The 21177-nt window shown below is 65.6% G+C and carries 24 protein-coding genes; 14 read left to right on the forward strand and 10 right to left on the reverse strand.

Annotation, left to right across the window (positions count from 1 at the left end):
- Window positions 1-13: 13 nt before the first annotated feature.
- The 3 genes from F4827_RS09370 to F4827_RS09380 all read right to left on the reverse strand — a co-directional run bounded on the left by F4827_RS09370 (window position 14) and on the right by F4827_RS09380 (window position 3724).
- Window positions 14-796 carry an enoyl-CoA hydratase gene (locus tag F4827_RS09370; RefSeq protein ID WP_183723701.1) on the reverse strand — a complete coding sequence of 261 codons (783 nt, stop codon included), beginning with the start codon at window positions 794-796 and terminating at the stop codon, window positions 14-16.
- A 19-nt stretch (window positions 797-815) separates the two neighbouring features.
- Entirely contained in the window at window positions 816-2528 is a 1713-nt protein-coding gene (locus tag F4827_RS09375) for an AMP-binding protein (protein ID WP_183723702.1), read from the reverse strand.
- A gap of 62 nt (window positions 2529-2590) precedes the next feature.
- Window positions 2591-3724, reverse strand: a complete 1134-nt coding sequence (locus F4827_RS09380) for an acyl-CoA dehydrogenase family protein (RefSeq protein WP_183723703.1) — start codon at window positions 3722-3724, stop codon at window positions 2591-2593.
- Between the two features lie 202 nt (window positions 3725-3926).
- Here F4827_RS09380 and F4827_RS09385 point away from each other — a divergent pair, with 202 nt between their 5' ends.
- The 4 genes from F4827_RS09385 (at window position 3927) to F4827_RS09400 (ending at window position 7674) form a co-directional block, all read left to right on the forward strand.
- Entirely contained in the window at window positions 3927-4967 is a 1041-nt protein-coding gene (locus F4827_RS09385; RefSeq protein WP_183723704.1) for an AraC family transcriptional regulator, read from the forward strand.
- 90 nt (window positions 4968-5057) lie between these two features.
- On the forward strand, window positions 5058-5321 hold the full coding sequence (locus F4827_RS09390) for a DUF4148 domain-containing protein (RefSeq protein ID WP_183723705.1): 264 nt from the start codon (window positions 5058-5060) through the stop codon (window positions 5319-5321).
- 327 nt (window positions 5322-5648) lie between these two features.
- Window positions 5649-6950, forward strand: coding sequence for an NCS2 family permease (locus F4827_RS09395; protein ID WP_183723706.1), 1302 nt, complete (start codon window positions 5649-5651; stop codon window positions 6948-6950).
- A 190-nt stretch (window positions 6951-7140) separates the two neighbouring features.
- Entirely contained in the window at window positions 7141-7674 is a 534-nt protein-coding gene (locus tag F4827_RS09400; protein ID WP_183723707.1) for a cytochrome b, read from the forward strand.
- A gap of 141 nt (window positions 7675-7815) precedes the next feature.
- On the opposite strand, the gene F4827_RS09405 is transcribed toward F4827_RS09400, so the two are convergent.
- Both F4827_RS09405 and F4827_RS09410 read right to left on the reverse strand, forming a co-directional pair.
- Window positions 7816-8109 carry a DUF1488 domain-containing protein gene (locus F4827_RS09405; protein WP_027817002.1) on the reverse strand — a complete coding sequence of 98 codons (294 nt, stop codon included), beginning with the start codon at window positions 8107-8109 and terminating at the stop codon, window positions 7816-7818.
- Window positions 8110-8461: 352 nt separating this feature from the next.
- The gene (locus tag F4827_RS09410; protein ID WP_183723708.1) at window positions 8462-8680 is read right to left on the reverse strand and encodes a DUF2964 family protein; all 219 of its coding nucleotides are present in this window, start codon (window positions 8678-8680) and stop codon (window positions 8462-8464) included.
- Between the two features lie 342 nt (window positions 8681-9022).
- Here F4827_RS09410 and F4827_RS09415 point away from each other — a divergent pair, with 342 nt between their 5' ends.
- Window positions 9023-11047, forward strand: coding sequence for a sigma-54-dependent Fis family transcriptional regulator (locus F4827_RS09415; protein WP_409258777.1), 2025 nt, complete (start codon window positions 9023-9025; stop codon window positions 11045-11047).
- Window positions 11048-11131: 84 nt separating this feature from the next.
- The gene (locus tag F4827_RS09420) at window positions 11132-11464 is read left to right on the forward strand and encodes a 2Fe-2S iron-sulfur cluster-binding protein (protein WP_183723710.1); all 333 of its coding nucleotides are present in this window, start codon (window positions 11132-11134) and stop codon (window positions 11462-11464) included.
- A gap of 91 nt (window positions 11465-11555) precedes the next feature.
- On the opposite strand, the gene F4827_RS09425 is transcribed toward F4827_RS09420, so the two are convergent.
- The gene (locus tag F4827_RS09425) at window positions 11556-11843 is read right to left on the reverse strand and encodes a DUF4148 domain-containing protein (RefSeq protein ID WP_183723711.1); all 288 of its coding nucleotides are present in this window, start codon (window positions 11841-11843) and stop codon (window positions 11556-11558) included.
- A 358-nt stretch (window positions 11844-12201) separates the two neighbouring features.
- On the opposite strand from F4827_RS09425, the gene F4827_RS09430 reads away from it, so the two are divergent.
- Window positions 12202-12459 (forward strand): DUF4148 domain-containing protein, encoded by a 258-nt coding sequence (locus F4827_RS09430; RefSeq protein WP_183723712.1) that lies wholly within the window; start codon window positions 12202-12204, stop codon window positions 12457-12459.
- 111 nt (window positions 12460-12570) lie between these two features.
- Here the strand turns inward: F4827_RS09430 and F4827_RS09435 are convergent, their stop codons facing one another.
- From F4827_RS09435 to F4827_RS09445, 3 genes are all read right to left on the reverse strand, one after another.
- Window positions 12571-12918, reverse strand: a complete 348-nt coding sequence (locus F4827_RS09435) for a hypothetical protein (protein WP_183723713.1) — start codon at window positions 12916-12918, stop codon at window positions 12571-12573.
- A 127-nt stretch (window positions 12919-13045) separates the two neighbouring features.
- Entirely contained in the window at window positions 13046-13240 is a 195-nt protein-coding gene (locus tag F4827_RS09440; protein WP_183723714.1) for a YqaE/Pmp3 family membrane protein, read from the reverse strand.
- A gap of 36 nt (window positions 13241-13276) precedes the next feature.
- On the reverse strand, window positions 13277-13471 hold the full coding sequence (locus F4827_RS09445) for a DUF1653 domain-containing protein (protein ID WP_167068626.1): 195 nt from the start codon (window positions 13469-13471) through the stop codon (window positions 13277-13279).
- A gap of 252 nt (window positions 13472-13723) precedes the next feature.
- Between F4827_RS09445 and F4827_RS09450 the strand changes: the two genes are divergently transcribed.
- Window positions 13724-13939, forward strand: a complete 216-nt coding sequence (locus tag F4827_RS09450) for a hypothetical protein (RefSeq protein ID WP_183723715.1) — start codon at window positions 13724-13726, stop codon at window positions 13937-13939.
- 16 nt (window positions 13940-13955) lie between these two features.
- Here the strand turns inward: F4827_RS09450 and F4827_RS09455 are convergent, their stop codons facing one another.
- Window positions 13956-14717 (reverse strand): GntR family transcriptional regulator, encoded by a 762-nt coding sequence (locus tag F4827_RS09455; protein WP_183723716.1) that lies wholly within the window; start codon window positions 14715-14717, stop codon window positions 13956-13958.
- Window positions 14718-14886: 169 nt separating this feature from the next.
- On the opposite strand from F4827_RS09455, the gene F4827_RS09460 reads away from it, so the two are divergent.
- The 6 genes from F4827_RS09460 to iaaH all read left to right on the forward strand — a co-directional run bounded on the left by F4827_RS09460 (window position 14887) and on the right by iaaH (window position 21106).
- Window positions 14887-16137, forward strand: coding sequence for a cyanate transporter (locus tag F4827_RS09460; RefSeq protein ID WP_183723717.1), 1251 nt, complete (start codon window positions 14887-14889; stop codon window positions 16135-16137).
- A gap of 268 nt (window positions 16138-16405) precedes the next feature.
- Window positions 16406-16864, forward strand: a complete 459-nt coding sequence (locus F4827_RS09465; RefSeq protein ID WP_183723718.1) for a hypothetical protein — start codon at window positions 16406-16408, stop codon at window positions 16862-16864.
- A 392-nt stretch (window positions 16865-17256) separates the two neighbouring features.
- Window positions 17257-17934 carry an NADPH-dependent FMN reductase gene (locus F4827_RS09470; RefSeq protein ID WP_183723719.1) on the forward strand — a complete coding sequence of 226 codons (678 nt, stop codon included), beginning with the start codon at window positions 17257-17259 and terminating at the stop codon, window positions 17932-17934.
- 404 nt (window positions 17935-18338) lie between these two features.
- On the forward strand, window positions 18339-18596 hold the full coding sequence (locus F4827_RS09475; RefSeq protein ID WP_183723720.1) for a transcriptional regulator: 258 nt from the start codon (window positions 18339-18341) through the stop codon (window positions 18594-18596).
- 64 nt (window positions 18597-18660) lie between these two features.
- Entirely contained in the window at window positions 18661-19584 is a 924-nt protein-coding gene (locus F4827_RS09480; RefSeq protein ID WP_183723721.1) for a ferritin-like domain-containing protein, read from the forward strand.
- 67 nt (window positions 19585-19651) lie between these two features.
- Window positions 19652-21106 (forward strand): indoleacetamide hydrolase, encoded by a 1455-nt coding sequence (iaaH, locus tag F4827_RS09485; RefSeq protein WP_183723722.1) that lies wholly within the window; start codon window positions 19652-19654, stop codon window positions 21104-21106.
- Window positions 21107-21177: the final 71 nt, after the last annotated feature.

Here is a 21177-nt window from a genome sequence, read left to right on the forward strand (position 1 = left end):
CTGATTCTCCGTTTCACAATTCCGCTACCTGCCACTGCGGCTTGCGCTTCTCCAGAAACGCATTGACGCCTTCGCGCTGATTGGGCGATTCGAACAGATCGAGCATGCGCTCGCGCTCCACCGCCAGCGCCGCGCTGCGCGGCACGCCGTTACGCGCCTGATGAATGAGTCCTTTGCTCGACGTCACCGCCTCGGGGCTGAGCGTGGCCACGCGCGCGGCCATGGCGAGCGCCGCTTCGCGCGCGCCGCCCTGCGGCACCACTTCCTCGACCAGACCGATGCGCACCGCCGTGGCGGCATTCACGCGCTCGCCCGTCAGAATGATGCGTTTGGCCCAGCCTTCGCCAACGAGCCAGGGCAGCGTCTGCGTACCGCATCCGCATGGCAACAGCCCGACGGCCGCTTCCGGCAAAGCGAGTTGCGCATGGTCTTCGGCGATGCGGATATCGCAGGCGAGCGCGCATTCGAGACCGCCGCCCATCGCATAGCCGTTGATCGCCGCGATCACCACGGCGCGCGCGTTCTGCAAGGTCTCGAAGGCCGCACCAAACGCATTGGCGGCTTCGCGCGCCACTTCGCGATTGCCATCGGCGAACGCGTTGAGATCCGCGCCCGCGCTGAAAAACTTCGGCCCTTGCCCGGTGATGACGATGGCGCGCACGCGCGCCTCGCGGTTGAACGCTTCAATGACCTGCTGCAACTGGCGCAGGCCATCGACGGTAAAGGCGTTTGCGGGCGGCCGCGCAAGCGTGACGAGCGCCACCGCGCCATCGTGCATGTATTCGAACTCAATCATTTCGTCATCCTTGTGGATTTCAACGCAGCTCGGGAAAATCTTCTTCCCAGTATTCGTCGGGCTGCCGCGCGGGCTCCGCGGTGCGATCCATTTCGCGGCGGCGCAATTCCACGCGGCGAATCTTGCCGGAGATCGTCTTCGGCAGATCGCTGAACTGCAGGCGGCGGATACGCTTGTACGGCGCGAGCTTTTCGCGCGAAAAACGGAACACTTCGCGCGCGAGATCGGGACCGGCCTCGAAGCCCTGGCGCACGATTACGAAGGCCTTGGGCACGGCAAGACGCAGTTCGTCGGGACTCGGCACGACGGCGGCTTCGGCAATCGCCTCATGTTCGATCAGCACGCTTTCTAGCTCGAACGGGCTTAAGCGATAGTCGGATGATTTGAAGACGTCGTCGGCGCGGCCCACGTAGACGAAATAGCCGTCGTCGCGGCGCAGCGCCACGTCGGAAGTGTGGTAGTAGCCGTTGCGCGTGGCGTATTCGCTCGCCTTCGCATTGTTCGCGTAACCCGTCATCAGGCCGAGCGGACGCTGCGCCAACGGAAGCGCGATTTCGCCTTCGCTCACGGGCTGATCGTCGGGGTCGACCAGATCGACGCGATAGCCCGGCAGGGGTCGCCCCATCGATCCCGGCACGACCGGCTGGCCCGGCGAATTGCCGATCTGGCAGGTGGTCTCGGTCTGGCCGTAGCCGTCGCGGATCGTGATGTCCCAAGCGTGACGCACGCGCTCGATGATCTCGGGATTGAGCGGCTCGCCCGCGCCGACGATTTCGCGCAACTTCACCGGGTAGCTCGCGAGCGGTTCCTGCACGAGCATGCGCCAGACCGTGGGCGGCGCGCACAGCGTCGTCACGCCGCATTGCACGAGCGCCGCGAGCGTATCCTTCGGCACGAAGCGCGCGTAGTTGTAGACGAAGACACAGGCCTGCGCATTCCACGGCGCGAAGAAGCAGCTCCAGGCGTGTTTGGCCCAGCCTGGCGAGCTGATATTCCAGTGGATATCGCCAGGCACGAGGCCGATCCAGTACATGGTCGAAAGATGGCCGACGGGATAGCTCTGATGTGTGTGCTCGACGAGCTTGGGCTTCGAGGTCGTGCCGGAGGTGAAGTACAGAAGGAGCGTGTCGGTGGCGCGCGTCGGGCCGTCCGGTTCGAACACGTTGCTGGATGCATAGGCCTGCGAAAGATCGATCCAGCCTTTGCAATCTTCGGAAGATGCGCCCACGGCGATGCGCTTGACGTTGGCATCGAGCGCATCGAATTTGGCGAGTTCCGCACCGTCCACCACGACGAACCGCGCGCCGCCCGTTTCCACGCGTTCGCGCACGTCGTCGGGCGAGAGTTGCGTGGTGGCGGGCAGCACCACCGCGCCCAGCTTCATGGCCGCCAGCATCACGTCCCAGAGCTCGACGCGGTTCGGCAGCATCAGCAACAGACGGTCGCCGCGCCCCACGCCCTGCTCGCGCAGGAAATTCGCCATGCGCGACGAGCGTTCGGACATCTGCGCATACGAGTACTTCGTGCCGCCATCGGCAAGATCGTCGACGATCCAGAGCGCCGGATTGTCATTGCCGCGCGCGATCACGTCGAAATAGTCGAGCGCCCAGTTGAACGTATCGAGCTGCGGCCACGCGAATTCCGCATAGGCGCGCGCGTAGTCGGTGCGGTGCCGCTGCAGCAGATCGCGCGCTTCGATAAAGGCCTGCGCGGAAGGGGTAAACGTAGTCATCGCCGATGTCTCCAGTTTCTGCGCCTTGGTGCGCTTTATTATTTACTTCGCCATCCTTTCTTTCAGAGCTGACGCGCAATCACCATGCGCTGCACTTCGCTCGTACCTTCGTAGATCTGCGTGATGCGCGCGTCGCGGTAGTGACGCTCGACCGGGTAATCGTTGAGGAAGCCATAGCCGCCATGAATCTGGATCGCATGCGAGCAGACTTCCTCGGCCATCTCCGATGCGTACAGCTTGGCCTGCGAGGCCTCCGAAAGACAGGGCTTGCCCAGCGAGCGCAGCCGCGCCGCGTGGTGCACCAGATGACGCGCGGCGTTGATGCGGGTGTGCATGTCCGCCAGCATGTTCGCGACGCTCTGATGGCCAATGATCGCCTCGCCGAACTGCACGCGCTCGTGCGCATAGGTTCGAGCCGCATCGAATGCCGCGCGCGCGATGCCCAGTGCCTGCGCCGCGATGCCGATGCGCCCGCCCTCCAGATTCGAAAGCGCGATCTTGAGCCCCTCGCCGCGCTGGCCGAGCAGGTTCGCTTCGGGAATCGCGCAATCGACCAGCGAGACCGGGCAGGTGTCCGAGGCGCGAATGCCCATCTTCTTTTCCGGCGGGCCGACATTGAAGCCGGGCGTGTCCGTGGGCACGACGAACGCCGACAAACCGCGCTTGCCCGCATCGGCGTCCGTGACGGCGAACACGATCGCCAGACTCGCGCGCGAGCCGTTGGTCACGAACTGCTTGTTGCCGTTGAGCACCCACTTGCCGTCGCGCAGCTCGGCGCGGGTGCGCAGATTGTTGGCTTCGGAGCCGGCCTGCGGCTCGGTCAGACAGAATGCGCCGATCATCTCGCCGCTCGCGAGCTTCGCCAGCCAGCGGTCTTTCTGCGCATCGCTGCCGTACTGGAGGATCGGGCCGCAGCCCACCGAGTTGTGCACGCTCACCAGCGTCGCGCACGAGGCGCAGCCCGCGGCGATTTCCTCCATTGCGAGCGCGTAGGCCACGTAATCGGTATAGGAGCCGCCCTGTTCCTGCGGCACGATCATGCCGAGGAAACCCAGCTCGCCCAGTTGCGCGACGACTGCGTCGGGCAGTTTGCCCTCGCGGTCCCATTGCGCCGCGTTGGGCGCGAGGCGTTCGCTGGCGAAATCGCGCGCGGCGTCGCGGATCATGCGTTGATCGTCGGTGTAGAACTCGTCCATCTGTGTCTCCTTCTTCGTCCCTTCCAGGGCGATTTTCCTGCCCGCTTCTGTCTCTGCCTGCCACTGTCGCGCGACGTGGCTGCGGCCGCAAGGCTCCTGAAAAGTGTAGGCAGGAGCGCGCCCGCATTCGATGCCCACCACGCTCAAAAACGCTGAGCGGATTTACCATACAGGCTTCGACAACCACGCTGCATGGCTTTCCATGCGGACAAGGCTAATCGGCAAAGTGAGCGAAAAAGGCACCATCGCGATGAGCCTCGTGCACGAGACCATCGCGCTCGCGCGTGCACGCGGGCTGGACGCAACGCCGATCGCCCAGGCAGCGGGCATCGCCATCGACGCCCGGGCCCGCGTGAGCGCCGCCCAATACGGGGCGCTGTGGGCCGGCATCGCTCGCGCACTCGACGACGAGTTTTTCGGCCAGGATTCGCACGCGATGAAAAGCGGCAGCTTCATCGCCATGACGCACGCGGCGCTTGGCGCGCGCACCGGCAGGCAGGCGCTGCAACGCACGGTGCATTTCATGCGGCTGGTGCTCGACGACCTCGGCGCAGAAGTGGACATCGACGCCACGCGCGTGCGTATCGCACTGCACCATCGGGAGGGCACGCCAGTGCCGACGATGTTCGCCTATGCGACCTGGTTCATCCTCGTCTACGGACTGCTGAGCTGGCTGGTGGGACGGCGCATTCCGGTGATCGGCGCGCGCTTTCGCTGTCCTGCGCCGCAGGCCGCGCCGGAATATCAGTCGATGATCTGCGACGACATCGCCTTCGATCAGGACGCATCGTGGTTCGAACTCGCGCCCGCGTTCCTCGATCTTCCGGTCATTCAGACGGCGGCCTCGGCGCGCGCGTTCTTGCGCAACGCGCCGGGCAACTTCGTCGTCAAGTACCGCAACCCGGGATCGTTCGCGGCGCGCGTGCGGCGCACGCTGCGCGCGCTGCCCGTCCACGCCTGGCCGGACGCCGACGCCATTGCGCAACGCCTGAACGTGGCGCCCGCGACGCTGCGGCGGCGGCTGCATCAGGAAGGCCATAGCTGCCAGTCGATCAAGGACGAACTGCGCCGCGATCTGGCCGAGGCGGCCTTGCGGGACCCCGCGCGCTCAGTCGCCGATGTGGCGGCGGCGGTGGGCTTCGCGGAGCCGAGCGCGTTTCATCGCGCGTTTCGCAAATGGACCGGATTGCGCCCCACCGAGTATCGCCAGATGCGCGAACGGGCCGCCGCGAAGGCGCGCTAGATCCCGCAGAAACTTTCCCAAGCTTACCTTTCGGTTATCGAGATAGCGTCTATACTTTTAAGGGTTATCCCTAATACGAAAGGTCATGTCATGACTTCCCTTTCACGTATCGCGCTTGGCGTGTTCGCAGCGGCTTGCTGCGCGGCATCGGCCTCGGCAGTGGCGCAGCCCTACGATCCGTCGGCCCCGATGACACGCGCCCAGGTGCGCGCGGACCTGGCCGAATGGCGCGCGGCGGGCTACGATCCGCTCGACTGGATCGATTACCCCGAAAACGCCCAGCGCGCCGGCGCGATCGTCGCAGCGCGTCGCGCGGCGCGCACTTCCGGCGGCATGCCGCAGCCGATGCAATAAGCGCCGCTTATCAGGCGCTCATTCAAGGGCGGGAGTCTCGGTCCGCGTCGTCAGGCGGATCGATGCTCCCGCCTTGTGTTTCGCGTTGCGACTCGATGCCCCCAATGCGCACGCAGCGCGGCACACTCCCAGACTGCCTTGCGCGCCGCCCAAAAACTGTTGCACCCCTCCCACGTTCGCCCCGCCATTTCTGTTCACGGCGGACAATTGTTTACAATCCCGCCCGTAGCAGCGTGACCCGGCCTGCGCGACGCCCTCCGTCGCCCGCGAGCCGACGCCGTTCACAACAACAAATCAACCCGCTCGACTCTCAAGGGCCCGATCTTCATGGACGCCATCAAACGCTATTTCGGCTTCGAGGAGGCAGGAACCAACCTGCGCACCGAAGTCCTCGCCGGTTTCACGACCTTCCTCACGATGGCCTACATCATCTTCGTGAATCCGTCGATTCTCGGCGATGCCGGCATGCCCAAGGAAGCCGTCTTCGTCGCCACCTGCCTTGTCGCGGCGCTGGCTTCGATCGTCATGGGCCTCTACGCCAACTATCCGATCGCACTCGCGCCCGGCATGGGCCTGAACGCGTACTTCGCGTACGCCGTGGTCAAGGGCATGGGCTTCACGTGGCAAGCCGCGCTGGGCGCCGTGTTCATCTCGGGCTGCCTGTTCTTCGTCGTCACGCTGCTGCGCGTGCGCGAGGCCATCATCAACGGGATTCCGCATTCGCTGCGGGTGGCGATCACCTCCGGTATCGGCCTGTTCCTCGCGATCATCTCGCTCAAGACCTCGGGCGTGATCGTCGGCAGCCCGGCGACACTCGTCGAACTCGGCAATCTGCACGATCCGCACACGATCCTCGCGATCATCGGCTTCTTCGCCATCGTCACCCTCGACGTGCTCAAGGTGCGCGGCGCGATCCTGATTGGCATCGTGGGCGTGACCGTGCTGTCGTTCTTCTTCGGCGGCAACCAGTTCCACGGCATCTTCGCGACCCCGCCGTCGATCGCGCCGACCTTCGGCCAGCTCGATATCAAGGGCGCGCTATCGGGCGGCATCCTGAACGTGGTGCTGGTGTTCTTCCTCGTCGAACTGTTCGACGCCACCGGCACGCTGATGGGCGTGGCGAACCGCGCGGGTCTGCTGGTTCACGGCAAGATGCACCGCCTGAACCGCGCCCTGCTGGCCGACAGCACCGCGATTCTCGCGGGTTCGGTGCTCGGCACCTCGTCGACCACGGCCTATATCGAAAGCGCTTCGGGCGTGCAGGCGGGCGGCCGCACCGGCGTGACCGCGCTGACGGTCGCCGTGCTGTTCCTCGCGTGTCTGTTCATCGCTCCGCTCGCGGGCGTGGTGCCTGCTTACGCGACCGCACCGGCGCTGCTGTACGTTTCGTGCCTGATGCTGCGCGAACTCGCCGACCTGCCCTGGGACGACGCCACCGAAGTCGTGCCCGCCGCGCTCACCGCGCTGGCCATGCCGTTCACGTACTCGATCGCCAACGGCGTCGCGTTCGGCTTCATCTCGTACGCCGGCCTGAAGCTGCTGACGGGCCGCGCGCGCCAGGTGCGCCTGATCGTCTGGATCATCGCGGCCGTGTTCCTGTTCCGCTACTTCTATCTGGGCGGCGGCTAAGCTGCGCGACGGATTTCGGTCCGGCGTCAAAACGGGCGGCTTGCGGGCCGCCCGTTTTCGTTTACCGGGATGCCGGCGCGAGCGAGGTCAAGCTTCCGCGCCGGCATGCGCACAGCGCGGCGCGCACTCCTTATCATGCCGGTACTCCACGCTTTCCCTCCGATCAAGCCCAGAACCAAGGAGCCGCATAGTGGCCACTTTCCCCGCCACCGCCGAACGCTATTCGAAACCCGCCATCCTGTTTCACTGGGCTATCTTTCTGCTCGTCGCGCTCGCCTATCTGGCGATCGAAATCCGCGGGCCGAAAGGTTCGGACAGCCGCGCGCTCTGGAGCACCGTGCACTTCTGCTCGGGAACCCTGGTGCTCGCGCTGGCCGTGCTGCGGCTGCTATGGCGGTTGTGGCGCGGCGCGCCGCACGAAATCGATTCGAACCGCGTGCTCAACTTTCTCTCGCGGCTCGTGCATCTGGCGCTCTATCTGTTTATTTTCGTGCAGCCGCTGCTGGGCATCCTGACCATCAACACGGGCGGCCATCCGGTCTCGCTGCCCGGCCTCGATCTGCAGATCGTGCTGGTGGGTCCGGACCCGCTCGCGCGCAAGCTTCTCAAGGACGCCCACGAACTGATCGGCAATGCGTTCTATTGGGTGATCGGCATCCATGCTCTCGCGGCCATCGCGCATCACGTGTTCTTGCGCGACAACACACTGCGCCGGATGATCTGAACGCATTCGGGCGCCGAAAATGCAAAAACCCCGCAGCGCCGGAAGCATTGCGGGGCGTAGCAGGCGGCGCTCTGACCTGGATTCAACCAGGATTGAGTCGCGATTGAGTCGCGATTGAGACGGCTAGCGTAGCGACAAATCTCAGGATGCCACGCCGTGCGCCTGCACGAAGCGCACATAGCCGCTGCGCAGTGTCAGGCATTGCGCGCGCGTTTCGGATAGCAGGCGGCGCGCGACGGCCTCGATACGCTCACGATGATGGTCGAAGGCGTCGAGCACATCCTCCGCACGCGGCGATGCCGCGCCGAAATGGTCCTCCAGCGCGGCCGCCGTGATCGTACATTCCACCCTCTCGCCATCGATCATTGCGGGGAACGCCAAGGTCAGTTCGCGCCCCGAGTATTCAGGGGCTTCGTTCGGAAACAGGATCTGCATGGGATTCGCCTCAGGTTAGAGAGTGAGCGGGGCCGCGCCTTTCGATGCACCTCCTCGGCATGCACGCGGATCAAAACGTCGACCGCCGCACGTCTCGCTTCGCGAACCCGTTGCGGCGGTCGAGTTGATTCACTTTAGGACACTTCGCGCGGCTGGCAAGGTCGACTTTGTCACACGCGCGAAATGATCCTGGCGGCCCTTTTTTCCGCGTCTGCTGCAGCGTCGCAGAGTGCGGCCGCCACATACGCGAGCGTCGATCACGCGCCGCTGCCACACTTGATCGACACGAATGGCATGACGCAGTGCAGCGTCGTCCACGCTTCTGGAAAGCCCTGACGACAGCGTGGAAACCTCAGGATTCGCGATGCCTGTGCTGCTCGACGTCGACGTCCTTCGGATGGACCGTCAGCATCGCGACGAACGCGGCGATGCCGCCCGCCACAATCGCCATGCCATAGTCCACATAGACGCCCAGATCGAAGAGCAGGCCGTGAATCGCCAGCGCGAGACCCGCCAGCACGGCAAAGACGGCGAGCGCCGCCACCAGGATCCTCAATTCGCCTTGGACCATGATGCACTCCGCAAGGGAGCCGCGACGGCGCTGAAAACCCCGTACTGCCTGTTGCGCCGACGCCGGGACGCCGTTGCGCGCCCCTGTCTTCATCCTGGCACCCGCGCGCGCAAAGGCAAGCCTTAGTTGAGCTCCGGCGAGCGCGGCAGCAATTGCCCGAATGCAGCGCGCGGCGGCCTTCCTGTACCATGGTTCGAACACCTGCCTCACGCGCCCGGATCGTCGCGGCCGCTTGCCATGCTGCAACGCAGCGGCGAAGTGTGCATCGAGCGTGCAAAACGAGGCAGATACGAGCAGCCGGCGCGAGCGCATCCGCCAGCCGGCCAGAACATGGAGACACGCGTGACCCAACGCCCATCCGTCACCGTCAAGCCCCCCGACGCGGCCCGCGCGGACGCGATCGCCCAAGCGCATGCGCGCTCGCGCTCGCTTGGCCTGAGTGCGGGTGCGACGCCCGAGTTCGATGCGCTCGCCACGGCAGACCTGCGCAATCTGATCGACGCGAACCACGCGCTCTACCATCAGGCGCGTCCCGTGATGGACGCGCTGCATGCGCAGATCGTCGATACCGAAAGCATGGTGCTGCTCACCGACCGCAACGGCGTGATCCTGCACAGTCTGGGCGACACCGATTTCGTCGAGAAGGCGCGCCGCGTGGCGCTGCGCCCAGGCGTGTCATGGGCCGAACGCGATCGCGGCACCAACGCGATCGGCACGGCGCTGGTCGATGGCCAGCCCACCACCATCCATGCGGGCGAGCACTTCCTGCGCGCCAATCACATCCTCACCTGCTCGTGCGCGCCGATCGCCGATCCGTGGGGCCGCACGCTCGGCGCGCTCGACGTAAGCGGCGAGTCGCACGGCTTTCACAAGCACACGCTGGCGCTGGTGCGCATGTCGGCGCAGATGATCGAGAACCATCTCTTCAATACCGAGTTCGCCGATGCGGTGCGCCTGCAGTTCCACGCGCGCGCGGAGTTTATCGGTACGCTCTACGAAGGACTCGCGGCGTTCGCGCCCGACGGCACGCTGCTGTGCGCGAACCGCAGCGCGCTGTTCCAGTTCGGCGCGCCGCTCGCGACGCTGCAGCAGCGCGGCTTCGACGCGCTCTTCGGCGTTCCGTTCGCGGCCTTCCTGCAACGGCTGATGCACGCGCACACCAACCCGAATGTGCCGCTCACGCTTACGCTGCCAAGCGGCGTGCGCGTGGTCGCGCAGGGCTCACCGGGCGCAACCGTAACGCGCGCGCAGACGGCCTGGCCTGCATCGCCTGCGACCGCCGCAGAACGCGGCGATGCCAAATCTGCGCGCGCCACCGCTGCGACCTCGGCCATGGGCTCGGCCACCGCCTCGGCCAACTGGCAGCCCACCTTCGCCGATCTCGATACCGGCGACGCGCGCATGACCGCCGTGCTCGAACGCGTCGCCAAGGTGCGCGGGCGCGACATCCCCGTGCTGATTCTGGGCCGCACCGGCACCGGCAAGGAATGGCTCGCGCGGGCGCTGCATCAGGATTCCCCGCGCCGCGATGCGCCTTTCATCGCGCTCAACTGTGCGGCACTGCCCGACTCGCTGATCGAAGCCGAACTGTTCGGCTACGAGGACGGCGCCTTCACCGGCGCGAAACGGCGCGGCAGCCCGGGCAAGATCCAGCAGGCGCACGGCGGCACGCTCTTTCTCGATGAAATCGGCGATATGCCGCTCGCGCAGCAGGTCAGGCTCATGCGCGTGCTGCAGGAGCGCGCCGTGATGCCGCTGGGTGGAACGCGCGCCGTGCCCGTCGATCTGCGCATCGTCTGTGCAACGCACCGCGACCTGCGCGCGATGATCGCCGAAGGCAGCTTCCGCGAGGATCTCTATTACCGCATCAACGGGCTGGCCGTGACGCTGCCGCCGCTGACCGGGCGCACCGATCTGGATACGCTCGTTACGCGCGTGCTGGCGCTCGTGCGGCGCGAGATCCCCGAAGCGCCCGCGCGTATCGCGCCCGAGGTGCGCGTATGCTTCATGCGTTGCCGGTGGCCCGGCAATCTGCGCCAGTTGGCCAATGTGCTACGCACCGCCGCGATCATGGCCGAAGGCGGGCACGCGATCGAACTCGCGCATCTGCCCGAGGATCTGCTGGACGATTGCGACGACGTCGCCGATGTCGGGGACGAACCACAGGATCTGGCGGCTATTACCACGGCAGATCCTGCGGTCGCTCAATCCATCGCCGCGCCCGACACATCGCCTGCGCGCCTCGCCGACTGGCAGGCACGCCTGATCGACGACACGCTTGCGCGCCACAGCGGCAATGTCTCGGCGGCGGCGCGCGAGCTGGGGCTGGCGCGCAATACGGTATATCGGCATTTGCGGCGGCGCTGAGCGACGACAGGCGGAGCCAGGGCGGCGCGGCGAGGGCTTCACCAGGTTAAGCTTCGCGGCGACGCTTTTTCGATCTCCCCGCCCATGAATCCCGACGCCCCCGAACACGCCGCCAGCGACGCCACCGAAGCCCACGTACCCGTGGTGCGCGTGGAACCGCTCGGGCGCGAATTCGAAGCGCCGCGCGAACTCACCTTGCTCGAAGCCGCCAGCTTTGCGGGCATCCGCCTGCCGCGTTCGTGCCGCAACGGCACCTGCCGCACCTGCCTGTGCCGCGTCGTGAGCGGCGAGATCGACTTCACCATCGAATGGCCCGGCCTTTCGCGCGAGGAAAAAGCCGAGGGCTACGTGCTGACCTGCGTGGCCGTCGCGCGCACGGATCTCGTGCTCGACGTACCCGACGCCGAGCTTTCCTGAGCCAGAAAACACAAACGGCCCGCGATCGAGGATCGCGGGCCGTTAGTTCGTGTGCGGGCGCTGAGCGCCCGCAGGTGAACCTCGGTGAGCCTTACTGGCCGCCGAAATACACCGACTGCGGACCACGGCGGGCCGCTTCGGAGACATAACGGGCACCAGCCGCGGACGTGCTGCTCACGCCGCCGTAGGCGCTGTCGCCTTGCGTGACGGCTGCGCCCGTACCTTCGGCGGCGACGTTCTGGTTACGGCTGGTTTGCTGGAATTCGACCAGTTGGGCGCGCACCTGCTCGCGCGTGAGGCCCTGGTCGGCCTGGGCGAAAGCGGCCAGCGGCGCGGCGCAGGCAGTGGCGATAACGACAGCTTGAATCAGCGACTTCATGGTGTGACCTCCGGAATTGTTCGAATCGCCCGGCATGCTGCAATGCGATGCGCGTGTCTGAGCGTTGAGTGGATTCTAGGCAAGCACTCGATCCGGATATATGCCAAAGTCGGCGAATTCCAGTTGCGGATTTCGCAATAATCGATTTGTTTCATCGCAACAATCTGCCCCCAAATCTTCCCGCATGCTTTCTACATCCCCGAAATAATCAGACAATTTAATCGCCCGATTGTTGTCGCCGGGAGAACACTGAATTCGCTTTCTAAGTATTTACCCTGAGACTCCGAACGCCTACATTGCTGCCATGGGTTACGCCATCGCGTGAACCCCTGAAAAAAAGAAATCGGAGGTAGTGGAAATGAAATCGCTTCTTGGAGCCGCGCTCCTCGCCGCAGTGGTCGTCGTCCCGACCGTTTCGTATGCACAATCGCAACAACCGCTTACGCGCGCCGAAGTTCGCGCCGATCTGGCCCAGCTGCGCGCTGCCGGCTACGATCCGAGCGACTGGATGCACTACCCGCAGAACGTCCAGGCTGCAGAACAGAAGATCGCCGCCGAAAAGGCCAACACGGCTTACGGCTCGTCGACTGGGACGACCTCGCAGTCCGGTCAGTAAGCATCATCTGTCGTTGCAATGAAAGAAGGCCGCGTTTGCGGCCTTCTTCGTATGCGTAGGGATGTTTTATCGAGTCGCCCCTCTAGACGGCAGGCAACCGGTTATCCGCGATCATCGGCCGCCACCGCCGTGGCCGCCACCGCCGCGGCCACCACCACCGCGTCCACCTCCGCCGTGGCCGCCACCCGGCGGACCCCATTGCCCGCCATGACCGCCGCCGTGCCAGCCGCCGTTGCCGCCGCCCCCCCACGGTCTGCCGCGATCGCCGCCATGCCAATGGTCGCCACCGCCGCCGCCCCATACGCCGATATTGACGCTGCCATAGGCAGGAGCGACGTAACCCGGCGCGTAGCCGTAGTCGTAATAGCCCGGCTGAGCGTAGCCGTATCCGTAACCCGGCGCCACGGCGCACCCCGCCAGCAGGGTGATGGCGCCGGCTACCAATGCAGTTCTGAACATGATGTGCTCCCCTTTCTATATGTAAGAAAGGGGAAGCGTTATGAAGTTCTCGCTGAATTGTGAGCGTGGATTACGAATGTAACCGCGCGATGTCGCATAACACCGAACTGCGCCGCGCAACCCCGTCTTAACCGCGACGGCCAAAGGCTTCGTTGATCTTGCGGTCGGTTTGATACTGGCTGAGCGAGTACACCGCCCAGATGGCGGCGGGAATCCAGCCGATCAGCGTGATTTGCAGGATCAGGCAGATGATGCCGGCGATCGGGCGGCCGATCGTGAAAAACAGCAACCAGGGAAAGACAAGCGCGATAAGAAGACGCATCGTGGACAGGACCTCGTGGATGGAATAAAGAATGAATCAGTTGACGGGCGCAAAGCGCGGCACGAGTGCGCCTTCGAATTCGACCATTTCGAAGAACACCGAAGCCGGCCGCGTCCAGATCGAGCCGTTGGCCGCGCGATACACGATCATCGTGACCGTCGGGTCCGATTCGAGCGTCGCCTCGCACACGAGTTCATAAAATCCGCCCTTGTAGTGCCGATAACGCACCATGATATTTCCCTCATCGATTGCGCAAGACTGACTTGCATAAGACTGTAGTGTAGCAATCGCGTGCGTCTGGGGTGTTAGGGGTCGATCCGCGCTATGCTGCCGCAGATAATCGGCGCAATCATTTGCTACGCACTCCGTATTAAAATCGCACGAACCCGAACTTGTTTAAACGCGATTAATTTTTTTCACGCTGGCGCGCGGCTTTTTGTCGTGCAATAACTATGGCTATCGCCACACTCGCTGGAGCCCGCGATGGCCACGCTCGAAGCCTTCCGCACTGTACTCGACGATCCGGCTACGCCCGAGATCATCCGCAATCACATTATCGATTCGCTGCAATATGCGCTGCGCAATCACGGCCAGATTTTCGCTTCCAGGGAAGTGGAATGGCTCGCGACCTGGGACGATGCGCGTATCCCGCTTGCCGCGTCCAAGGAATTGAAGCGGCGCGTGGCGGAAATTAGCTGAAATCCGCTGATTTTCGCTAGAAGGCGCTGAATACCGCCTTGAGATCGTGCCCCGAGTGCAACCGCACCTGGCGCACGATGCGCTCTTCGATCTCGTCGAGGTGCTCGCGCATCGTTGCGAGCGCCACCGCCTGTTCGCCGCTCTCCAGCGCCGCGATGATCTGCGCGTGCTCGTCGGGCGCGCAAGAGGTGGCCTTCGACGGGTCGAGCAGCGCCTTGTAAAGCTCCGTCTTCGCGACCAGTTGCGCGAGCGCCGATACCAGCGCGACGCCGCCCGCCAGTTCGGTGAGCAACAAATGAAACTGGCCCGCGAGGCGCACCGCCTCGTCTACGCGAGCTTCGCGCAGTGCCTTCTTTTCGCTGCGCACGTGCGCGGCGAGCTTGCGGCGCATGCCCGCGTTGAGCGCGCCGCACAGATTCACGACGACACCCGCCTCCACCACCTGGCGCGCCCGGAACGCGGCGCGAATATCGTCCTCGGAAGGCGACGGCACGAACGCGCCGCGATTCGGTTCGAGCTCCAGCTTGCCTTCGAAACCCAGCCGGGCCAGCACCTTGCGCAACGCGCCGCGCGTGCAGCCAAAAGCCGCGGCGAGTTCGCGCTCGACCAGTTGCTGGCCCGGCGCGAGTTTTCCTTGCAGCAGCGCCGAGTTGATCGCGGCATAGACCTGCGCTTCGATATCGTCGATGTCAAGGTCAGTATCGGTGGTGACGGTCGCGGAGGTTGGCGCGGAACCGGCGGTATGAGCGGCAGGAGCGGAGCGAGTCGAGGAAGCCATGAAACCATGCGCGAGAAAGTGCCAGCCGGCATTGTAGCGAGGCCGCCCGTCAAGCGGCGTACGCCCTGAAACACGGCGGCCGCTATACGCGGCATAGCAGCCGTCACCCAGATTGTTGACAATAAATTCGTATAATGGTCAACTAAACAGGCTTCAAAAGGTTGACCGAATGCCCCCTTCATCCGCCCCCACACGCCCGCGCAAGCCGGACGTGAGCGCCATCGTCTGGTATGCCACCATCGTCGCCATCGGGCTGAATCTGCGGCCGCTGCTCACCTCGATCAGTCCGCTCATGACGACGATCCGCGCGGCCACCGGCCTGTCGTTCTCTGGCGCGTCGCTGCTCACCAGCCTGCCGGTGGTGGCAATGGGGCTGGGTGCGTTCGGCACGGGTCTGCTGGCGCGGCGCCTGGGCGAGACGCGCGGCGTGGCGCTCGGTCTGATCGCGATTGCGGCGGCTTGCGGCGCACGTGCGTTCGCCGCGACAGGCGGCGCGCTCATGCTCACCGCCATCGCGGCGGGCGCGGGCGTCGCAGCCATCCAGGCGCTGCTGCCGGCCGTGATGAAGCAGCGTTTCGCGCACCGCGTCCCGCTGGCGATGGGGCTGTTTTCGGCGTCGATCATGGGCGGCGGCGGGCTGGGCGCAAGCCTGAGTCCGCTCGCGGCGCGCCTGGGCGGTTCCTGGCATATCGCGCTGGCAATCTGGGCCGCGCCCTCACTGATGGCGCTGGTGCTGTGGAGTTGGCTCAACTACGGTGCGCGTGCGACGGGAAGCCCGGCCGCGTCGCAACCGGGCATGCATCACGTTGCGGTGCCGGTCTGGAAGAAGCGCCGGGCGTGGGCGCTCGGCCTGCATTTTGGTCTCGTGAACGGCGGCTATACGAGCCTGGTCGCCTGGCTGCCCGCCTACTACCAGCAACATGGCGCGAGCGTCTCGGCAAGCGGCTCGCTGCTGGCCGCCATGACGGTCTTCCAGGCCGCCTGCGCCCTGTTGCTGCCACTCGCGGCCGCGCGTTTCACAGATCGCCGGCCCTGGTTGATCGGCGGCCTGTGCCTGCAATGGATCGGCGTCGTCGGCCTGGCCGCCTGGCCCGAGGCCGCGCCGCTGCTGTGGATCGCGGCGGCAGGCGCGGGTCTGGGCGGCACCTTCTCGGTCACGCTGGTGACCGCGCTCGATCACTCGGGCGACCACCACATCGCCGCGCGGCTGGTGGCGTTCGTGCAAGGGCTAGGTTTTGTGATCGCCGCCATCGCGCCGATCGTGGCCGGACGCGTGCGCGATCTGACGGGCGGCTTTACCGCCGCCTGGGTCATGCTGGCCATCTCGATTTCGGCGATGATCGTGCTCACGCTGGCCTTCTCGCCTCGCAGCTACGGCCGCTGGCTCGGGCTGCATGGGAGCGCCGCGCTCGACGCTTGATCGGTCGCTGTTTTCTTCGATGTGCGCGCGGCCCGTCAGCAGGCGCGCGCACACATTGATGACAGCCGCAGGACGCCGCGTCCGCGCAACACTCACGCGCTGCGCGCCGTCAAACGTTTGCATTCACCGCTGTACGAATGTACAGTGCGTGCAGCCCGGTTGCCGTACCGGGCTTCGCCCCCTGCGGGGGTGCCGGCCGGCGCATTGTGCGCGGCCGGGCGCACTGCAAAGGCCGGGCGGGTCTGTTCATCAAAACGGAGATCACGACGTGCGATTTATCTTGACGGGGACGGTGCTGTGCGTCCTCGCTTCCACCGCGCTCGCTGGGGAACACTACACCGAAATCTGGAACCCGCCCGAGGCGCGCCTGCCCGGCGCGCATCCGGTTTCGCCCGACAAGAAGGCGCATGCGCACCAAACGAAGAAGAAGCTCGCGAGCGTCGAGCGTCCCGACACGCGCAAGATCGCCGAACCGGCCATGCGCGCGCCGGCGCCAACCGTGCCGATGCTGCCAGCCGGCAACAATCGTGCAAACGGTGCCACGGGCCAGAGCGGCGTGAAATCGAAGCGTGACGGTCTGCCCGAAATCCCGCCGCAGATCGGCCCGGACGGCAATGTCCTGCAGGTGAGTTACGCCGTCCCGGCGCGCCGCCAGCCCGGCGCGTCGATCCCCTCGCTTCAAGCCCTGCCGAACGTCTCTGTCGCGCCTGCGGCCCGCGCGCAATAAGCGCCCGCGGCGGCCAGCACCCGCTCCGGGGCTGCGCGCGCAATCCGTCTCCGGAAAAAAAAGCGGCCCCGTCACCTTACGGTGCGGGGCCGAATCCCATGTCAAGGAGATGCTCATGGAGGAGACGGTTTCATCGTAGCGATGGCCGCCCGCCAGCCCAACCAATGCTTTCAGCTATGCATATGGGCGGGCCGCGCAGAGCGGAACCTGTCTCCCGGGCATATCGTTAGAACAAAAAGTCGTTTCGTGCGGCACCGCGCGGTCACTAAGATGGCAGTTCCGATGTAAACGCATTCCTTGCGCCGGCCCGCCGCCAATTTACGCGTTGCCGCGCGTCTTCGCGCCGTGCATTGTGCGCTCGCGTGCCCTACCGCTTACCCGAGGAGCCCCCCTTGAGCATTTCCGATTCCAGACACCGTCCGCTCGTCGTCGGCATCGGCGGCACGACGCGCGAAGCGTCTTCCACCGAACGCGCACTCGCTTTCGCGCTGCGCGGCGCGGAGCAGGCCGGCGCACGCACGCAACTGTTCGGCGGCACCTTCCTGCACAGCCTGCCGCACTACGCGCCCGAAGCCGCCACCCGCACCGACGCCCAGCTCGAATTGATCGAAGCCGTGCGCGCCGCGGATGCCGTCATCATCGCGACGCCGGGCTACCACGGCGGCGTGTCCGGCCTCGTCAAGAACGCGCTCGATACGCTGGAAGAACTGCGCGCCGACGAACGCCCCTATCTCGACGGCCGCGCCGTCGGCTGCATCGTGACCGCCTATGGCTGGCAGGCCGCCGGTTCCGTGCTGACCTCGCTGCGCTCGATCGTGCACGCGCTGCGCGGCTGGCCGACGCCGTTCGGCGCGGGCATCAACACGCTGGAAACGCGTTTCGAAAGCGCGCAGCAATGCTCGGATCCCAAGGTGGTCGATCAACTCTCGACGGTCGGCCAACAGGCCGCGCAATTCGCGCTCGCGTTCAACACGCAGCGTGCCGCGCACCCGTCTCCTACGATTGCCACGAGCGCATCGAGCGCCGCCGCTTCCGCACGCAATGAGGATCGCCTGAGCGTCGCGGTTTAAGGCAGCGAACGCTTCAAACGCTGCAAACGAAGCATCAGCAACACGACGAGGCCGCCGCGCGCCTCGTCGCTCGCCTGTCGCCGGCACACCCCGCAGCACCCATCCCCGCTCGAACGCGCGCCAGCGCACAGATGCGCTCGCCTTGCGTCGGTCATCCCACAGACGCTGCCTTTTGCGCGATCCACATTGGAAACGGGCACACCAGCTCGCCTCATCGCGATCATTCTGCTGACCGTTCCAGTCCGCCCGTGATTTGCTTGCGACGAAAGATTGGTTCCCCTCGCGCATGGCTGCCCCTACGCTGGCCTCGTACTGGCAAATGCAGCAGTCGAACAGATCGCACAGGCGAGGCATACATGCGCAATTCGCACACGAGCAGGACGCACCAGCAGGAGCTGGAAGCCATGACCGCACCCATCCGCTACAAAGGCTACGAAGTCGCGCCCAGCGCGCAGGCACTGCCCAACGGCCTGTACGCCGCCAATCTGACCATCGGCACGCTGGGCGCCGCGCAACCCGGCGCACAGGCGTCGAGCGCGCGCACGAGCCAGAAGATCGTTTCGTTCGATGCACTGGATTATTTCTTCGATGAACGCCATGCGCTGGCGTACGCCTGCCGCTGGGCGCGCATGTGGATCGACGAGCAGCGCCGCTGCGCGTGAGCCAATGGCTTTCCTTACAGTTATGACAGAATAGGAGTCACATTACCGTCATTCTTTTGCCTCCATGTCTGCATCCCTGACGCCAATCATCGACGACGGCGACACCGCGCTCGCCGACCAGGACGCCGCGCTGCGTCACTGGACTCACGACACGCCAGGGCCCATCAGGATCGGATCAGACGAACATCGCAAGATGTTCAGCCGGATGTTGCTCGACACCCACGATCCGTACCGTCCCGCCGTGCTCGACTGGCCGAAGCTCGAACCCGACGCACTGCGCCGGCTGACTTCGCTGCCGATCTGGGACATCGCCGTACAGACCGAGGGCCGCGCCTCGATCCGCGTCAAGACCTACGCGAAAACCGTGCGCGATCCGCTGCTGCGCGAAGCCATCGAAATGGACGGCGACGAAGAAGCGCGCCACAAGGTCGTGCTCTCGCATCTCGTGCAGGCCTACGGGATCGAACTCGCGCCCGAACCCACCTACCCGCCGCCGAAAGACCCCGAATGGGCGTGGATGTTCACGGGCTACAGCGAGTGCATCGACAGCTTTTTCGCCTTTGGACTATTCCGTTCCGCGCAGCGCTCGGGCTTTTTTCCCGCCGAACTCGTCGAGACCTTCGAACCGGTGATCCAGGAGGAAGCCCGCCATATCCTGTTCTTCGTGAACTGGGTGGCGTGGTATCGCAAGAATCTGCCGTGGTGGCGCCGCCCCTGGCACTCGCTGCGCGTGGGCGCAATCTGGATCAAACTGATATGGGACCGCGTGGCGATCGCGCGCGGCATCGACGCGCACGGCGTGGCGCACGATTCGAATTTTCTGCCCGCCAACCGCGAAGTGCTGGGCGATTCGCTCAAGCCGCGTGAGATGATTCAACTCTGCCTGACGGAAGATCGGGATCGCATGAGCGGCTATGACCCGCGCCTGTTGCGCCCGACCCTGGTGCCCGCGCTCGCGCGTCTGGCGCTGCGATTCATGAAGAAATAAGCGCACCGGCAAGCACACCGCGAACACCGCGCGCCATCCAATCAAGGCTGCACGAGGAGGAGACTGCATGACCTGGACCGTGGACCAGCAGCTGGAACTGACCTCGACGCAAGCCGTCGAGGCGATTCGCGCAGGACGGCTCAAGGCGGCCGATTACGTCGCCACGCTGATCGCCCGCGCCGAGGCGCTCGCCAATCTCAACGCGTTCACCGCATTGGACGTGGAAGGCGCGCTGGCGGCCGCGCAGCGCATCGACGCGCTCGGCCTCAACGAGCGCGCGCGTCTGCCGCTCGCGGGCCTGCCCGTGGTCGTCAAGGACAACATCAACACGCGCGTGCTGCCCACCTCGGCCGGTACGCCCGCGCTCGAAGGCTTCGTGGCTGCGCGCCACGCGCCTTCGGTGCAACGCCTGGTGGACGCGGGCGCCATCGTGCTGGGCAAGGCCAATATGCACGAACTTGCGTTCGGCATCACCAGCACCAACCTCGCGCCGCATGCCGGTCCCGTGCGCAATCCCTGGGATCCCGAACGGATTCCCGGCGGCTCGTCGGGCGGCACCGCTGCCGCCATCGCGGCGCGCATCGTGCCTTCTGGACTGGGCACCGATACCGGCGGCTCCACGCGCATTCCCGCCGCGCTGTGCGGCATCGTCGGCCTGCGCCCGAGCGTCGGCGACGGCGGCACGCAGCGGCGCTATCACGACCCGCACGCCGTCGTGCCGATCAGCCATACGCGCGACACGGTCGGGCCGATGGGCCGCACGGTCGCCGACGTCGCGCTGCTCGACGGTGTGATTACCGGCCTTGGCCCGCTCGCCCAGGCAGCCGTCACGAATCTGCGCGTGGGCCTGCCCGCGCCGTTCTGGGCCGGACTCGAAGCCGCGACCGAAGACGTCGCGCGCGCCGCGCTCGCGAAACTCGCGGCGGCGGGCGTCACGCTGGTGCCGGTGGAAATGAGCGATATCTTCGCGCTCAATGACCGCGTGAGCATGGCCATTGCGCTGCATGAACCGATCGACGATCTGCAGGGCTGGCTAGCCGCCAACCAGACGCCCGTGCAAAGCGTGGCCGACGTGGCGGCGCGCATCGCCAGCCCTGACGTGCGCGCCGCCTACGACGCGATCCTCGCCGATACGCGCGGCAGAGACTATCAAACCGCGATGACGGTCTGGCGCCCGCGCCTGCAGCAGCTCTACGCGCAGACGTTCGCCGCCAACGGTCTGGACGCGCTGCTGTTCCCCACCACGCGCCTGGCCGCCGTGCCGATCGACGATCTGAACGGTTCGTCGAGCGTGTCGATCGACGGCAGTGCGCCCATCGACGAACTGGAAGCCTATCTGCGCAACACCGATCCCGCGAGCAATGCGGGGATTCCGGGCCTCGCACTGCCGGCCGGCTTGACCGAAGCGGGCTTGCCGGTGGGCCTGGAACTCGATGGCCCCACCGGCAGCGACCGGCGGCTGCTCGCCATTGGCCTGGCCTTCGAAGAGATTCTTGGCGCGCTGCCCGCACCGAATATCTAACCCATTGCAAATAGCAGGACACCGAAGCAATCGATTTTGCAACACGCCGCACGATCACGGCAGCGTCACAC

The organism is Paraburkholderia bannensis (assembly GCF_014200455.1).
Classification (GTDB): domain Bacteria; phylum Pseudomonadota; class Gammaproteobacteria; order Burkholderiales; family Burkholderiaceae; genus Paraburkholderia; species Paraburkholderia bannensis_A.

Coding starts and splice junctions, on each gene's coding strand:
- F4827_RS09370 (WP_183723701.1), bottom strand. CDS start 796: ATGATTGAGTTCGAATACATGCACGATGGCGCGGTGGCGCTCGTCACG.
- F4827_RS09375 (WP_183723702.1), bottom strand. CDS start 2,528: ATGACTACGTTTACCCCTTCCGCGCAGGCCTTTATCGAAGCGCGCGAT.
- F4827_RS09380 (WP_183723703.1), bottom strand. CDS start 3,724: ATGGACGAGTTCTACACCGACGATCAACGCATGATCCGCGACGCCGCG.
- F4827_RS09385 (WP_183723704.1), top strand. CDS start 3,927: ATGCGGACAAGGCTAATCGGCAAAGTGAGCGAAAAAGGCACCATCGCG.
- F4827_RS09390 (WP_183723705.1), top strand. CDS start 5,058: ATGACTTCCCTTTCACGTATCGCGCTTGGCGTGTTCGCAGCGGCTTGC.
- F4827_RS09395 (WP_183723706.1), top strand. CDS start 5,649: ATGGACGCCATCAAACGCTATTTCGGCTTCGAGGAGGCAGGAACCAAC.
- F4827_RS09405 (WP_027817002.1), bottom strand. CDS start 8,109: ATGCAGATCCTGTTTCCGAACGAAGCCCCTGAATACTCGGGGCGCGAA.
- F4827_RS09410 (WP_183723708.1), bottom strand. CDS start 8,680: ATGGTCCAAGGCGAATTGAGGATCCTGGTGGCGGCGCTCGCCGTCTTT.
- F4827_RS09420 (WP_183723710.1), top strand. CDS start 11,132: ATGAATCCCGACGCCCCCGAACACGCCGCCAGCGACGCCACCGAAGCC.
- F4827_RS09425 (WP_183723711.1), bottom strand. CDS start 11,843: ATGAAGTCGCTGATTCAAGCTGTCGTTATCGCCACTGCCTGCGCCGCG.
- F4827_RS09430 (WP_183723712.1), top strand. CDS start 12,202: ATGAAATCGCTTCTTGGAGCCGCGCTCCTCGCCGCAGTGGTCGTCGTC.
- F4827_RS09435 (WP_183723713.1), bottom strand. CDS start 12,918: ATGTTCAGAACTGCATTGGTAGCCGGCGCCATCACCCTGCTGGCGGGG.
- F4827_RS09440 (WP_183723714.1), bottom strand. CDS start 13,240: ATGCGTCTTCTTATCGCGCTTGTCTTTCCCTGGTTGCTGTTTTTCACG.
- F4827_RS09445 (WP_167068626.1), bottom strand. CDS start 13,471: ATGGTGCGTTATCGGCACTACAAGGGCGGATTTTATGAACTCGTGTGC.
- F4827_RS09450 (WP_183723715.1), top strand. CDS start 13,724: ATGGCCACGCTCGAAGCCTTCCGCACTGTACTCGACGATCCGGCTACG.
- F4827_RS09455 (WP_183723716.1), bottom strand. CDS start 14,717: ATGGCTTCCTCGACTCGCTCCGCTCCTGCCGCTCATACCGCCGGTTCC.
- F4827_RS09460 (WP_183723717.1), top strand. CDS start 14,887: ATGCCCCCTTCATCCGCCCCCACACGCCCGCGCAAGCCGGACGTGAGC.
- F4827_RS09475 (WP_183723720.1), top strand. CDS start 18,339: ATGACCGCACCCATCCGCTACAAAGGCTACGAAGTCGCGCCCAGCGCG.
- F4827_RS09480 (WP_183723721.1), top strand. CDS start 18,661: ATGTCTGCATCCCTGACGCCAATCATCGACGACGGCGACACCGCGCTC.
- iaaH (WP_183723722.1), top strand. CDS start 19,652: ATGACCTGGACCGTGGACCAGCAGCTGGAACTGACCTCGACGCAAGCC.